This window comes from Enterococcus sp. OL5, assembly GCF_006491895.1.
GTDB lineage: Bacteria > Bacillota > Bacilli > Lactobacillales > Enterococcaceae > Enterococcus_D > Enterococcus_D innesii.
In genome coordinates this window covers 113477-127901 of record NZ_VHIL01000008.1, presented here as the reverse complement: position 1 = coordinate 127901, position 14425 = coordinate 113477, and the positions used below count along the sequence as shown (strand labels likewise).

Below are 14425 nucleotides of genomic sequence, written 5' to 3'. Positions count from 1 at the left end.
GCAAATGTATCTAGAAGGTAGTTTTCAATCAAAGAGTTTGAGCAGTCCCATTGCCTATGTAGCAGTTTTGCCTGAGGTGATAGATGAGCAGACGAAAACGGTCTTTCTTCTTCATGGATTCGGTTATGATCAGCGGTCCTGGTGTTTAAATACGCCACTTGTTCAATACGCAAAAACCTATAATACTGCTTTCTTCTGTCCCTTTGCTGGTAATAGTTTTTATACCGATCACGGGAATGGAGAAGACTATGGTCAAGCGGTGGGCGAAGAGTTCTATCAAGTTATGAAAGAGACATTCGGTGTAGCCCAAGAGCGGGAAAAAACTGCGATTGTTGGTTTTTCCATGGGCGGTTATGGGGCCATTCTGTTAGGGCTGCGTTATGGTGAAAACTATAGCCGAATTGGTGGCTTCTCACCTGCCTTTGTCTTTTATAAAAAGGAGCGTCAAGAAGCGCACTATCAAATGGTCTTTGCCAAGGGCGATGATGGAAGCGAAAATGATTGCTTGGTACGCTATCAAGAATTGCGCCAGCGAAAAATTGCGACCCCTACCCTGGAATTGGCCTGTGGGGTGGAAGACCCCTTGTGCGAACAAACCGAAAAATTCTTTTCAAGTGTACAAGAAATGGATTCAGCAGCACCGATTTCATTTCGTAAGCAGCCGGGATTTCATGATTTCAGTCTATGGAATTCCGACTTAGAAATCTTCTTGAAACACTTTTGTGCTTCTTGAGTAAAAAATTCTTGGCAAAACCTCATAAAAAGTAGCATCTTCTATTTGTGTCTGAAAGATGATAGAATAGTGTCGGAAACAAGAGCGTCCGTTATTATTCTGTCGAACGTCGGACCAATTAGGAGGTGCTTTTCTTGTCAAAAGAAAAAGTCCAGGAAGAATTAACCAAACGTACACAAATTTTAGATCAGTTAGAGCTGTCAGAATCACTAACTACCGAAGAAATTTCTGCCGCCGTTGACATTCGCCGAAATACAACTAGCCAGTACTTAAACGAACTCGTGAAATCGGGGGAAGCAATCAAAGTCAAGACGCGGCCTGCCATTTTTTACGATAAGGGTCTTTTTTCGGAAAAATTCTTTACACCGGAACAGGCGATCTATGACAACTTTGAGCAATTGAAAGAAGAATTCGCAAAAGAGGCGGTTCATGAGTCAGATGGTGCTGTTTTTCGGGAGATAATCGGAGCACAGTCTAGCTTACGAATGGCAATCGATCAGATTAAGGCTTCGGTGTATTATCCGGGAACAGGACTACCGATGATGTTTCATGGGGATACGGGGGTGGGGAAAAGCATGCTAGCTTTGAAGGCTTACGAGTATTGCCAAACCCAGCAGTTAATCGCCGCTGATGCTCCTTTTCTTGAGCTAAATTGTGCTCAGTATTACCATAACCAAGAGCTTTTAAGTAGCATTTTGTTCGGGTATAAAAAAGGCGCTTTTACCGGAGCGACAGAAGATCACATCGGGATGCTAGAGGCTGCTGATGGTGGTGTTCTATTCTTGGACGAATGCCATCGCCTATCGCCTGAAAGCCAAGAAAAACTGTTTACTTTTATGGATAGCCATCATTTTTCGCGGATTGGTGAAAACAATAAGACACGAAAGTCTCAAGTTCGCTTGATTTTTGCGACAACGGAAGATATTTCTCAAAATTTCTTACGGACTTTTACGCGTCGAGTGCCAGTGACCATTAACATTCCGTCATTGCAAGAGCGGACTAGTCAAGAAATTTCAGAATATATTTATACTTTTTTTATTCGCGAAAGCCAAAACTTGCAAAAAGAAATCATGGTGACTCCTTGGGTTATGAACCGGCTAATGGCTTTGAATTACCGGGATAATGTGGGGGGCTTAAAAAACTTAATCAGGATTATTTGCGCCAGTGCTTACAGTAAGCAAGCCCGCAAGAGTCGTCTGGAAATCAACTCCGGCGCCCTAGAAAATAGTTTATTATCGCGCTTTTTATCTTTAAAAGAAATTGATAATAAAGAGGTTCAAGATGTGTTGATTACGCCTACGAGTCAAGTCGAAGATTACATGCGTACTGAAAACGCCGATAGTTTGATGATTAAGGGAATTTTTAAGGTCTTTGAAGGCATCTTTACCCAGTTTCAAAATAATGAAATTACCAGTGAAGATGTGGTAAAACAATTGTCCCGAGAGGCAAGTACCGTTGTTGAAACCATGGTGTACGATACTTCTGAGGAAGGGAATACCTTAAAGCTTCTACGGAATACTATCAAGGAATTGGTTAATTTTCTAGAGATGAACTTTTTTGTGATTTTATCTGGTAACTCAATCGTAGCATTGAGTAGTTATTTGTATAAGCGAAATAGCTTTGCGGTAGACTTACCCAATTTTGATTACCGCATGAAAATTATAATCCAAGATTTCATCAGCGTGAATCTCTTGACTGAAAAGAAAATTTTGAATGCGTTATTGGAACTGATTGAAGCCAAGCTAGATGTTATCATCAATGAATCAGAGAAAATCCTCTTATCGTTTTATTTAAAAGGAATGGATCTGGAAGTTCGCAAGCCGGAAATCCGCAGCGTCATTTTAGCCCATGGTTTCTCTACGGCAAGTAGCATTGCGGATGTGGTGAATCGTTTTATGGAAGAGCATCTTTTTGATGCGTTCGATATGCCTTTTAATGTGAACTTGGACAAGGTTCAAGAATACATGCGCCACTATTTGCGGACAAATGATTGCAGCAAGGGGCTAGTTATACTCGCGGACATGGGATCTTTGATGGTTTTAACAGAATCGTTACTAGATGAGTTAACCGGGCCAATGTTGATGATTAACAATGTGACAACCCAGCAAGCTCTTTATGTAGGAGAGATGATCAAAAAAGGCTTAGATTTAGAATTGATTGGAGAGCGGTTGAAGGCTAATATGCATACGGATTATCGTGTGATTTATCCCGAATTAGTGAAAAGTCCGCTCATTATTACAGTATGTCACACAGGACTGGGTGCCGCGCAACAGCTAAAAGACTTTTTGGACAGCAGCTTACCACCAGAGTTAGAGTATAAAGTAGAAGCCGTCGACTATCATTACTTGAAAAAGTATGGAAACGATAATTCATTGTTTAAACAATATGATGTCCAAGGAATTGTGGGAACGGCAAATCCAGAAGTGCCCGGGGTCGGTTTTGTTTCATTGGAAGATTTGATTACAGGCCAAGGCTCTGAAACTATCGACACTTTATTTAGAGGAATTCCGGATGAAGATATCCGTAAATCAATCAACAATAATTTGGTGCGCAATATATCCATCGAGCGCTTGCTTTCTGCAATTACTATTTTGGATGTGAAGCGGATAATTGCTTATATCGATGAAGCCATCGTGGAAATGGAGCGGCGATTAAAACTCGAATTGACAAACAGTAAAAAAGCGATTCTCTATGTGCACATTGCAAGTTTAGTGGAACGTATTATTCGCAATCACGAAGTCAATGAATATCATGGAACGGAAGATTCAGCTCGTAAACCTGCTTTAAAAATTATTGAGGAATCACTAGAAACTGTTGAAAATGCCTATGCGATTGAAGTTGGCGACTATGAGTTGAACTACCTCTATGACATCATTTTTGACTGTTAAGTAAATATAGAAGACACACACTTAATTAAGTAGAACAGAATACCTAAGAAATCTTGTCATGTTAACAGAGTAGTCTGTTACAAGCATTAAGTTTTCTTGGGTATTTTTTTGTAGAAGATCAACCAGATTGCGCTTAGAAATCGACATGTTATGACACAAGTTGGCATAAAACTTGCTTATAAAAAGAAGGAGAGGTGGATATTATGGAATTATTGGCATTTGATTTAGATGGGACATTATTAAATAATGCCCATGAGATTTCCCCTGCAAACCGTCAAGCAATCCTTGATTTGGTTGGAAAAGGCAATTTAATTGCAATCGCCACCGGACGTTCGGTTGTTTCTGTCAGAGAAATTGTGGCAGACTTGGGGATTGAGGCGTTTGCCTTAGCGTTAAACGGCAGCTATATCGAGCATCTACAAAAGAACGGAAAAAAAACCTTACGCCGGGCCGTTTTAAGAAGGGAGGTTGTTCGCCAAGCTTTTCATTTTGCACAAGAGCAAGGAGTTACTTTTATTGCTAGCAATGAATTTGGTAGTGATCGCGTGATTTTTAACGAGAAGCAAGAGTTGGTGCAGGAGTTTTTAATTCAGCGCAGTGATTTACGTATCTTGGAACCTGATGACATGTGGCAGAAAATCAACGACAGCTATACGGAATATTTGAAACTGGCGTTTACAGATCGAAATGTCGAAAAGTTAAATGAGTTGCAGCAAGTTCTATCGGGAGTAGGAATTAATAGCTTTTTTTCAGATCAATACTATATCGAAATTACACCTCAAGATGTCAATAAAGGGAATGCTCTGACCTATATTTGTGAGTATTTGGACATACCACTAAAGAATACCATCGCTTTTGGGGATCAGGAAAATGACATTGAAATGCTCCAAGTCAGTGGCGTGGGAGTCGCCATGGGAAACGCCGCAGCCCATGTCCAAAAGCTGGCCGATTTTGTCACCGACACAAATGATCAAGATGGCGTGGCCAAGTTTTTAGCTAAAATAAGCTTGTCCTGAAAGTTTCGACAGAATTTGGCACGCTTATTGCTAATAGGAAAGTGAAATAATAAAAGGAGGAATCAATTATGATTTCAATGATTCGTATTGATGACCGTTTAGTTCATGGTCAAGTGGCCGTGAAATGGTCCAAACAATTAAGTGTGAGCCGGATTATCGTCGTTAGTGATGCTATTGCTAAAAACGAAATTCAAGTAAGCGCTTTGAAAATGGCAGCTCCGGCTGGTGTGAAAGTAGTCGTATTAGGTGTGGAAAAAGCCACTGCGATTATCAATGACCCCCGTTCCAAAGATATGAAAATTTTGGTTGTTACCAATGATCCGAAAAATGTGGAAGAGTTATTGCCTTTGTTGGAACAAAAAGATTTGTTCTTGAACATGGCAAACTATGGCCGAATTGGTGGTGCACTTTCTGATAAAGAAAAAATTACCGAAACTGTTTATATTTCACCTGCGGATAAGGAAGTTATTCAACAAATTTTCGCTATGGGCTACGACTTCCAATATCAACCTCTACCTGATGATAGTCCGCAATCACTAAAACAATTGATCGGAGGATAATGAAAAATGATTGTACAAGCATTAATTGTAGGGTTTGTTGTTGCTTTGGCAAAATTTCTTGACTGGTGGGGTTCCACTCAGTTATCACGTCCAATTTTCATCGTTGCCTTATTAGGGATTCTCTTGGGGTATCCGACAGAAGGTATTATTCTAGGAGCTCAGTTAGAACTAATCTTTTTGGGAAATGTCAGCCTTGGTGGGGTAATGCCATCTGATATTACGTTAGGCGCTATTTTTGGCGCGGCGTTTGCGATGTTGACCGGCTCTGATTTAACAGTAGCGATTACCTTGGCAGTTCCAATCTCTATGTTGGGTACATTGCTGTATTCTTTCATGAAGATGGTGATTACTTCTTTAGTTCCTCGTTTTGAAAAACATATTAAAGACCAAGACTATGCTAAGTTTAATCGATTGTGGCATTTGCAGTTTTGGGGATTTGAATTAGCTTATTTCTTGTTAGGTTTTATCGTAATTTTAGTTGGTGCAGATGCCGTAAAAGCTTTCGTTGAATGGTTACCTGAATGGGTTCAAAGTTCGATGACAGTTGCTTCTACCATGTTACCAGCAATCGGGTTAGCACTTTTACTGAAGATGCTTTGGCAAAAATCTTTGGCTCCTTATTACTTCCTTGGATTTGCTTTAGGTGCGTTTTTCTTCTACCAAAAAACCACCGAAGTTGTCGATGGTGCGATTACGACCTCATCAACGAATATTTTAAGTCTGGTTCAAATCGCCTTTATCGGGTTTATTATCGCTACTTTAGTCGTTTTAGCTGATTTAAAGAGCAATAAACAAGCCCAAATGAAACCGTTTGCTGCTTCAGATGCCAGTGATGATTCAGACGAGGAGGATTTCTTCAATGACTAAAAATGAAATGCTTACATTAAACAAAGACGAACGAAAAATCGTATCAAAATTATTTTGGCGAAATCAGTTTTTAATGTTTTGTACTAGTTATACAAAACAACAAGGGATTACGTATGGCTGGCTAATGGCGCCATTTTTACGGAAAATCTACGGGAAAGACACCGCTGATTTCTATAGTGCCATGGGGCGTCACTTGGATTTCTTTAATACCGCTCCCGCTATGAATGGTTTCATTGGCGCTTTGAACGTTTCGATGGAAGAAGACAACAAGGCCATGATGGACAAAGGTGAATACTTTGATTCGACGTCTATCTCTGCTTTAAAAACGGCTTTAATGGGTCCTCTAGCCGGAATCGGTGATGCGATTTATTTATCAGTGCTACGTGTTATCGCAACTGGGGTTGCTTTGGGACTGAGTGAAAAAGGCAGTATCTTAGGGCCAATCTTATTCTTGTTAATTGTCAATGTGCCGAATATGATGATTCGTTGGTTTACTACCGTCGTAGGTTATAAAGCCGGTGGCCAATTTATCTCTGACGCTTTGAAATCAGGTACCTTTTCTGCAATTACGAAAGGGGCAGCGGTTTTAGGGTTAATCATGACTGGTGCGATGACAGCTCAGTTTGTGACTTTCAAGACAACATTTGAAGCCAAGCTGTCCGGTACAACTTTCAATTTGCAAAATGTTTTTGATTCGATCATGCCTGGGTTATTGCCTTTAGGGATTACGATGATTTGTTTCGCATACTTGCGAAAACACAATAAACCAGTGACTGCCTTAGTAATAATGTTTTTGGTTGCAGTAGTTATGACCATTCTAGGAATTGCTGGTTAAGAATTAGTAGCATGAAACCTTCGAAAGCTTTGATCTGAAAAGATTACTTTCGAAGGTTTTTGATATCTTCTTATCAAGCAAAGTTTGTGTCTTTCTTAATCGTGAGAGACTCGACACATTTTGGCACGGAACTTGCTACAATTTAGGTGTAAACGAGTTTAAAGAAAGAGGTTTCCAAATGAAAAAAGCATATTTTTTGATATCACACAATCAATTCGCCGAAGGATTAAAGAACGCCTTGGAAATGATTATCGGTAAACAGGACAATTTACAAGCGTACGGGCTAATGCCTGGGGGGCATCCTGATGAAATCGTTACCAAAATTGAGGAGCAAATCACCGATGAAATGGAAGTTGTCATTTTAGGAGATATTGCCGGGGGCTCTGTATGTAATTCAGCTCTAGGATTGACAATGCGTCCGAATGTTGTATTAGTCACGGGTACAAATTTGCCACTAGCAATGGAAATTGTTGTTTCTCAAACGACGAAGAAAGACGACATTGATGCCATCATTGCCAGTGTGAGAGAAGGCATGAAGACATTAGCAGTTGATTTAAACGTCCGAAGTGGAGGGGATGACTTTTTCTAAAATGAATTTGGAACTTAAAACCCGTGAAGAATTACTTTCTTGGATGTGCGCGCTGATTCCTAAAGACCAAGCCTATTTAGAGCAAAGTGGGGCTTCTTATACAAAAGAAATCCGTGAAATAGAAAGTGTCCTTAGAAGCTTTTGGGCACTCATTCCAGCGTATAGTGGGGCTTTGACTGACTTAAAACGAGAACCTTTATTTCAAGCTTTCAAGCAGCTCGTTGCGTCGGAGAAACTACCCAAGATTACTACCGAAAATCGTCAACTGGCGGTTGAAGTGGGAGTTCTAGGCTATAGCTTAGGGAAATACGGTTCAGCTTTTTTGGAGCTGTTTAGTAAGCAGGAGCAAACGTATCTGCTTACTTGGCTAAACCAAATCAATCAAATTCAGTTTCCTATGGGAAATTGGTACTTTTTCCTCGTCTTGGTCAATGGAGGGCTAAAAAAAGCTGGATGTCCCTATTCGGAAGAACGGCTTAGTTTTGCTTTAGCAGAAATTGAAAAGTTGTACTTGGAGGATGGCTGGTACACAGATGGTCTAAATTTCCAGCGAGATTATTATGTCTCTTTTGCCTTTCACTTTTATGGATTGCTCTATAGTCAATTTTGTGATGAATCACTACAAATACGCTTTGTAGAACGGGCAGTTTTATTTGCGAAGGACTTTGTTTATTGGTTTGATGCCACCGGACGTTCTTTGCCTTATGGTCGGAGTTTGACGTATCGTTTTGCTCATGTGAGTTTTTGGTGCGCATTAATTGTCAGTGATGCTTGGCAACAGACAGGTTTTTCTCTAGGGACAATCAAAGGGATTATTTTACGGCATTTACGTTTTTGGCAAAAACAGCCAATCAATATGCCAAAAGAACAAAACTTAAGCATTGGCTATGGTTATCAGAATCTTTTGTTGTCAGAAGACTACAATGCACCAGGTTCTCCCATGTGGGCTTTTAAGTCATTTGTTTTGTTGGAACTAGACGAAAATCACGATTTTTGGCAAGTTGTAGAAGAACTACTGCCTAAAAAAGAAGCTTTAGTCCTTCAAAGACACAGCGGCTTTCATATCCAAAGTTTGCCTGAACAGACTGTCGCCTTGAGTTCATTGCAATTTTGCGGGAATCCGCGCTTGTATCATCATCAAGAAAAGTATAGTAAGTTTGCCTACTCAACTTATTTTGGCTTTAACCTGACCCGTAATCCAGAGAATGTAAATGACTTTGCTTTGGATTCTGCTTTAGTGTTTTCGTTACATGGTTTTGATCAGTGGCGTAGTCGTGAAGCTATCACCGGAACAAGCCTATATGAAACGCATGGCGTAAGTCACTGGTCGGTATGGAATCAAGTGGAAGTGGTGAGTTACTTAATTCCCTGGGAAGAAGGACATATACGAATCCATGAAATTACCACTCCTTTTACAGTGGAAAGCGCTGAAGGTGGTTTTCCTTTGTGGGAATGGAATCCTAAGTATCAACAACCGAAGCTTACTGATACTAGCTGTATGTTAACCAGTAACTGGGGATATTCTAGTATTGAGGCTTATTTAACCCCGAGAAAAGCCGCGGTAAGTGCCCAAGGGCCGAACAGTAACATCTACTCTTGTGAGAAAAATGGTATCCCCCTATTAACTGCGACGCTATCGCCAGGTACTCATACATTGGCGGCGTACGTTGTGGGAGGCATCAGAAATCAATTGCAACACCCAAATTTACAAATTCATGAAACCAAAGATACTTTTGTAATTTTTTCAGATCAGAAAAAAATTGAAATTAAAAAGGAGCGATTTTAATGTTTAATGATGAAACAATCCAGTGGGCGGAAGAAGTGTTTGGAAAGATCGACCACAAATTGACTTTAGAAGCAGAGCGTTTAGGAGATAAGATTCCTTATATTCCTGATGAAAAAACCGGTCGTTATGAAGAGGATATGGCGGAAAAAGATCCGGTTTGGTGGTGTAATGGTTTTTGGTCTGGAATGATGTGGCAAATGTATCATGCGACTGATAAAGAGCTTTACCGGAAAACCGCTGAAGCCAATGAAGATCGTCTTGACAAAGCATTTGATATTTACACTGGTCTGCATCATGATGTTGGTTTTATGTGGTTGCATACTGCAGTGGCGAACTATCGTTTAACGGGTAGTGAACGTTCAAAAGCACGAGGCTTACATGCGGCACACTTATTAGCGGGACGTTATAACCCAAGAGGTCAATTTATTCGTTCTTGGAATCGAGATCGGGCCGGCTGGGTAATCATTGATTCCATGTTGAATATTCCTTTGTTGTACTGGGCGAAAGAAGCGATTGGCGACCCACGTTTTGGCTTTGATGCAGAGGATCATGCAGACAAAGTCATGAATAACATTGTTCGTCCTGACGGTTCGGTAAGTCACATCGGTGTCTTTGATCCTTATACTGGTGAGCTACTGGAAACTCCTGGGGGACAAGGCTATGCTTCTGGGTCCTCTTGGTCTCGAGGCCAATCTTGGGCAATTTATGGCTTTGCATTGAGCTATGTTCACACTGGAAAACAAGAGTATCTAGATACAGCGAAAAAAGTTGCTCATTACTTTATTGCAGAGGTTTCGAAAACAGGCTGGGTTCCTGTAGTGGATTTCCGTTCTCCGGCTGAACCAGTGATGATTGATACTTCTGCCGGCATGTGTGCGGCATGTGGTTTCTTGGAAATTGCCAAACATGTAGGAGAGTATGAAAAACAATTATACATCGATGCGGCAATCAATATTTTGAAAGCTACCGAAGCCAAATATGCTATTTGGGACGATGAAAAAGATGGGTTAATTGATTATGCTACAGGGTCTTATCATGAAGAATCTTGGACTGAAGTGCCAATTATTTACTCTGATTACTATTTTTTAGAAGCGATTTTGCGGATTTTGGATAAAAGCTTTTTGATTTGGTAAGAAAAGATAGAATTAAGGGATTCCTTGAGTCTATTTCTATAGTTAAGCAGAACGAGCTTTTAGGAGGAAGAGGACATTGTTGAAATTATTTTTAGTAGATGCTCAAAATCAAGTCGTAGCAAGTCACCAACAAAAAGAAGAAGTCTATTTGGCTTTTAAAACCCGGGAATATTCTCCTGGTGAAAAATTCGTTTTAGAAACAGATCAAGAAGAACTTTATCTTTGGGTGCAAGTCGACGAAGCATTAGCCCCAAGTTTGATTTTCTTAAAAGGAGGTCGTTGGGAGTTTCCGGTAATTTTAGAAGAGAAGTTGCGCCGGGCCTACAGTCCAAAAATTTTCAGCGGGGAGCGTCATTATGTACGGGCCTTTTTGCCAAGAGAAGACGAATGGCAAGCCTACCGTAATTTGGCTTTCAACCCCCACGATCAAAAAGAAGCATCGGGGGCTTATCCTCACGCTTATGCCAACGTGGAAACTCGAAATGATTCCACTTTTTTTGCCCGCAATGCCATTGATGGCATGATTGCCAATGAAAGCCATGGCTCTTTTCCTTATCAATCATGGGGAATCAACCAGCAAGCAGATGCCGAAATTACTATTGACTTTGGTCGCATGGTCATCGTAGATAAGCTGGCGCTAGTCTTAAGAGGAGATTATCCTCATGACAGCTATTGGACGAGTGTCACAGTATCTTTTAGTGATGGCAGCGAATTAATTTTTGAACCAACGAATGCTCTTGAACGCCAATTCTTTGCTTTCCCGGAAAAAACTACCCGGACAATTACTTTGAAGAACTTGCTCAAACACGAAGATGAATCCCCTTTTCCAGCGTTAACAGAAATCGAGGTTTACGGCACTGATGAAAAATGAGAATGGCAAAATGTGGTATGACACAACAGGCGCCGAGATTCAGGCTCATGGGGGCATGATTCTTCAATATCAAAGGAAGTTTTATTGGTATGGTGAAAATAAAGGCGGACCTAATCGTATTTCCAATAGTGGGGGACGCAAAGCAGATTTCATTGGGATTTAAGGATTGTCTGGGGCAAACAGCCTTTTGGAGGAAAACTGGAGGAACTTTTTTAATGACAAATAAATTTGTAAACCCCATTTTACCTGGGTTTCACCCAGATGCGAATGTTATAAAAGTTGGCTCTGATTATTATTTGGCAACTTCGACATTTGAATGGATGCCGGGAGTGGAAATTTATCATTCTCAAGATTTAGTTAATTGGAAGCTAGTGGCCAATCCATTGCAAACGGAAGAGAAAGTTAGTTTGATTGGAAATTGTAATTCCGGTAGTATGTGGGCACCCCACTTAAGATATGATCAGGGAATCTTTTATCTATTGATCACTGAAGTCAAGACGGGAACGGAATTTAAAGATACGTTAAATTATGTGACGACAGCTCCAACCATTACCGGACCTTGGTTAGAGCCCATTTTTGTAACGGCAAGTGGCTTTGATCCAGCCTTCTTCCACGATGATGATGGACGCCATTATATTATGAGCATGCTCTTTGATCATCGCTTAGACAAACCACGGTTTGATGGGTTGGTGATTCAAGAATTCGATGTAGCTACAGTGAAATTAGTAGGTAAGCGGGAACACTTTTTCTACGGCACGGATTTAGGAGTTTGTGAAGGTCCGCAAATGATTAAAAAAGGCGGCTGGTATTATATTTTGTGTGCTGCTGGGGGCACAGGTTATTCTCATGCAGCTACGGTTTGTCGGGCAAAAAATGTATTAGGCCCCTATGAAGTCTCATCTTATCATCCGTTTTTAACGACGAAACCTGCTCCGGATAATCCTTTGCAAAAAAAGTGGTCATGCTGCCTTTATCGAGGTTACTCCAGATGAATGGTATATTGTGCATATTTGTGCCCGACCTTTGACAAAAAGAGGGCTCTGCACCTTGGGAAGAGAGACTGCTCTCCAAAAAATCCAGTGGATCGATGGGTGGCCGCGTCTGGCAAATCAAACCATGTTCCCTGATCTAGAGGTAGAAGCTCCAAGTATTGCCCAAAATGTTATCCAAAAACGTGATTTCAGTAGTAGCACGGATTTCACTGAGGAAACTTTGCCTACTTACTTCAAGTCGTTGCGTCAAGCAATTGGGCACCAATTTAGTTTAAGCGCCCGACCAGATTGGTTGAGAATTTATGGGGAACAAAGTATCAGCAGTTTGCATCGGCAAAGTTTAATCGCCAGACGTTGGCAACATTTTGCTTTTCGGGCAGAAACTTTATTAGACTTTTCACCAAAGAGTTTTCAGCAATTAGCAGGTTTGACTTTATTTTATGACACCGATAATTGGCACTATTTACATGTTTCTTGGGATGAAGAAAAAGAGCAACCTTATCTTCAAGTGGAAGTAGCTGATTTAAATCAAATGAGCTACACTTCTGAGCGAATTTGGCTTGATAAAACACGACCAGTCTATTTGGCAGTAGAAGTCAATTACGATCAAGCTCAATTTTATTACGCCCTTGAACCAAATCAATGGCAAGCGATTGGAGAAGTTTTGCCAACAGATCACTTATCAGATGATTAGATTAAAAATCATGGGAAATTAGCGTTCGCTGGAGCAATGGTTGGTCTTTGTGCCCAAGATATGGACGATCATAGTTCTTATGCTGATTTTGCTTATTTTATCTATCAAGAAAAGCACACACCAGTTAGTGGAAATGTACAGATGGAGAAAACAAATGACAGAACAAACTTTTAATATTCGTGATTACGGAGCAGTAATTTCGAAAGACCAATTGCAAACAAAGGCCATTCAAGCCTGTATCGATGCTTGCCATCAAGCTGGTGGTGGGAAGGTCCTAATTCCAGAAGGAACCTATTTAATCGGTAGTTTACGCTTGTATTCAAATATGATTTTGTATTTGGAATCAGGTGCAATCTTGAAAGGTATCGAAAACTATCAAGATTACGAAGATTTTCATGTGCCTAGTAGCATTCAATATCTACAAGATTCTTATTATGTGAAAGCTTGGAATTTACCTGAATATTATTTTTATGGAATGATTACCGCCTTTAATGAAGAAAATGTTCAGATTATTGGGGAGCCAGGTTCTTTGATTGACGGCTCAGATGTCTATGATAAAAATGGAGAAGAAGGCTTCCGTGGACCGATGGGAATTATTATGTCCGGAATCAAGGAGCTTCATTTACAAGGGTATACCTTTGCTAACAGCGCCAACTGGTCCCATACCTTGGATGGTTGTGAAAAAATCGAAGTGCAAAATGTTACGATTAAAGCAGGGCATGATGGGTTCAATTTGCATCACTCAAAAGATATTCTAATTGAAGAATGTCATTTAGAAACGGGGGATGATTGCTTTGCGGGCTATGATATTGAGAACTTATTGGTTCGCCGTTGCCAGTTGAATACCGCATGTAACATGTTACGAATTGGCGGAGTGAATGTCCGCTTTGAAGAATGTACTTGTTTTGGTCCGGGGCATTATCCTCATCTTTCAGAAGACAGTTACTACACCCATGGCATTTTCAAGTTTTACTCGATCGATGGGGATGAAATCAAACAGCCGGCCAATAAGATTGTTTTGTCTAAGTGTACCTTTGCGGATGCAGACCGACTGTTCATTTATGATTTTGGGCGCAAAGATTTAATGCAGAACAACTTACCATTAAAGAGTTTAACTTTGGAAGACTGTCAGATTGCACAACTACGTCGGACTTCTTCGTTTAAAGGGAACGGGGAAGCAGTTACCCTGACATTACGGAATGTTCAGATTGATTATGATAGTGAAGAACCGTTTTTGGAATTTGATGAATCAGTCACGTTAATTCTGGAAAACGTTCACTTTGTGCGTCCAACGAGCTTTAAGGATGGTACCAAAGACTTTGTTTTCTCAAATACAGTATCTATGTCAATGTAAGAAAAATACTTTCAAAAAGTGCAGTAAGGAGAAAGTTCTCGCTCTGGTAAGTAAACTAATTGCCTTTTTTGAAATCCATGTATAATGAAATTGCAATTTCCAATAAG

At 40.4% G+C, this 14425-nt stretch carries 13 protein-coding genes and 1 pseudogene; all 14 read left to right on the top strand.

Features of this window, described 5'->3' with window-relative positions; genetic code table 11:
• The first annotated feature begins 4 nt into the window (after nt 1-4).
• The 14 genes and pseudogenes from FJU10_RS10965 (at nt 5) to FJU10_RS10910 (ending at nt 14318) form a co-directional block, all read left to right on the top strand.
• Nucleotides 5-733: an alpha/beta hydrolase gene (locus FJU10_RS10965; RefSeq protein WP_140965916.1), complete on the top strand. Its 729-nt coding sequence runs from the start codon at nt 5-7 to the stop codon at nt 731-733.
• 134 nt (nt 734-867) lie between these two features.
• Entirely contained in the window at nt 868-3621 is a 2754-nt protein-coding gene (locus tag FJU10_RS10960; protein WP_140965915.1) for a sigma 54-interacting transcriptional regulator, read from the top strand.
• A gap of 203 nt (nt 3622-3824) precedes the next feature.
• The gene (locus FJU10_RS10955; RefSeq protein ID WP_140965914.1) at nt 3825-4637 is read left to right on the top strand and encodes a Cof-type HAD-IIB family hydrolase; all 813 of its coding nucleotides are present in this window, start codon (nt 3825-3827) and stop codon (nt 4635-4637) included.
• A gap of 68 nt (nt 4638-4705) precedes the next feature.
• Nucleotides 4706-5197, top strand: a complete 492-nt coding sequence (locus tag FJU10_RS10950) for a PTS system mannose/fructose/N-acetylgalactosamine-transporter subunit IIB (protein WP_140965913.1) — start codon at nt 4706-4708, stop codon at nt 5195-5197.
• A 6-nt stretch (nt 5198-5203) separates the two neighbouring features.
• Nucleotides 5204-6064 carry a PTS mannose/fructose/sorbose/N-acetylgalactosamine transporter subunit IIC gene (locus FJU10_RS10945; RefSeq protein ID WP_140965912.1) on the top strand — a complete coding sequence of 287 codons (861 nt, stop codon included), beginning with the start codon at nt 5204-5206 and terminating at the stop codon, nt 6062-6064.
• Complete coding sequence (locus FJU10_RS10940) at nt 6057-6899, top strand: PTS system mannose/fructose/sorbose family transporter subunit IID (RefSeq protein ID WP_140965911.1); 843 nt, start codon at nt 6057-6059, stop codon at nt 6897-6899. The genes FJU10_RS10945 and FJU10_RS10940 overlap by 8 nt, the downstream gene beginning before the upstream one ends.
• Nucleotides 6900-7077: 178 nt before the next feature.
• Nucleotides 7078-7488 carry a PTS sugar transporter subunit IIA gene (locus FJU10_RS10935; protein ID WP_140965910.1) on the top strand — a complete coding sequence of 137 codons (411 nt, stop codon included), beginning with the start codon at nt 7078-7080 and terminating at the stop codon, nt 7486-7488.
• Between the two features lies 1 nt (nt 7489).
• Nucleotides 7490-9274, top strand: a complete 1785-nt coding sequence (locus FJU10_RS10930; protein ID WP_189372303.1) for a DUF2264 domain-containing protein — start codon at nt 7490-7492, stop codon at nt 9272-9274.
• Nucleotides 9274-10407, top strand: coding sequence for a glycoside hydrolase family 88 protein (locus FJU10_RS10925; protein ID WP_140965908.1), 1134 nt, complete (start codon nt 9274-9276; stop codon nt 10405-10407). Before FJU10_RS10930 ends, FJU10_RS10925 begins: the two co-directional genes overlap by 1 nt.
• A 76-nt stretch (nt 10408-10483) precedes the next feature.
• The gene (locus FJU10_RS10920) at nt 10484-11278 is read left to right on the top strand and encodes a hypothetical protein (protein WP_223273026.1); all 795 of its coding nucleotides are present in this window, start codon (nt 10484-10486) and stop codon (nt 11276-11278) included.
• Nucleotides 11268-11441, top strand: coding sequence for a hypothetical protein (locus tag FJU10_RS19065; RefSeq protein WP_189372301.1), 174 nt, complete (start codon nt 11268-11270; stop codon nt 11439-11441). The genes FJU10_RS10920 and FJU10_RS19065 overlap by 11 nt, the downstream gene beginning before the upstream one ends.
• Nucleotides 11442-11493: 52 nt before the next feature.
• Entirely contained in the window at nt 11494-12270 is a 777-nt protein-coding gene (locus FJU10_RS19695) for a family 43 glycosylhydrolase (protein WP_262984559.1), read from the top strand.
• Between the two features lie 10 nt (nt 12271-12280).
• A pseudogene (locus FJU10_RS19690) lies at nt 12281-13138 on the top strand (hypothetical protein).
• A complete protein-coding gene (locus FJU10_RS10910; RefSeq protein WP_140965907.1) occupies nt 13119-14318 on the top strand; it encodes a glycoside hydrolase family 28 protein in 1200 nt (399 codons plus the stop codon). Before FJU10_RS19690 ends, FJU10_RS10910 begins: the two are co-directional and overlap by 20 nt.
• The last annotated feature ends 107 nt before the right edge of the window (nt 14319-14425 follow it).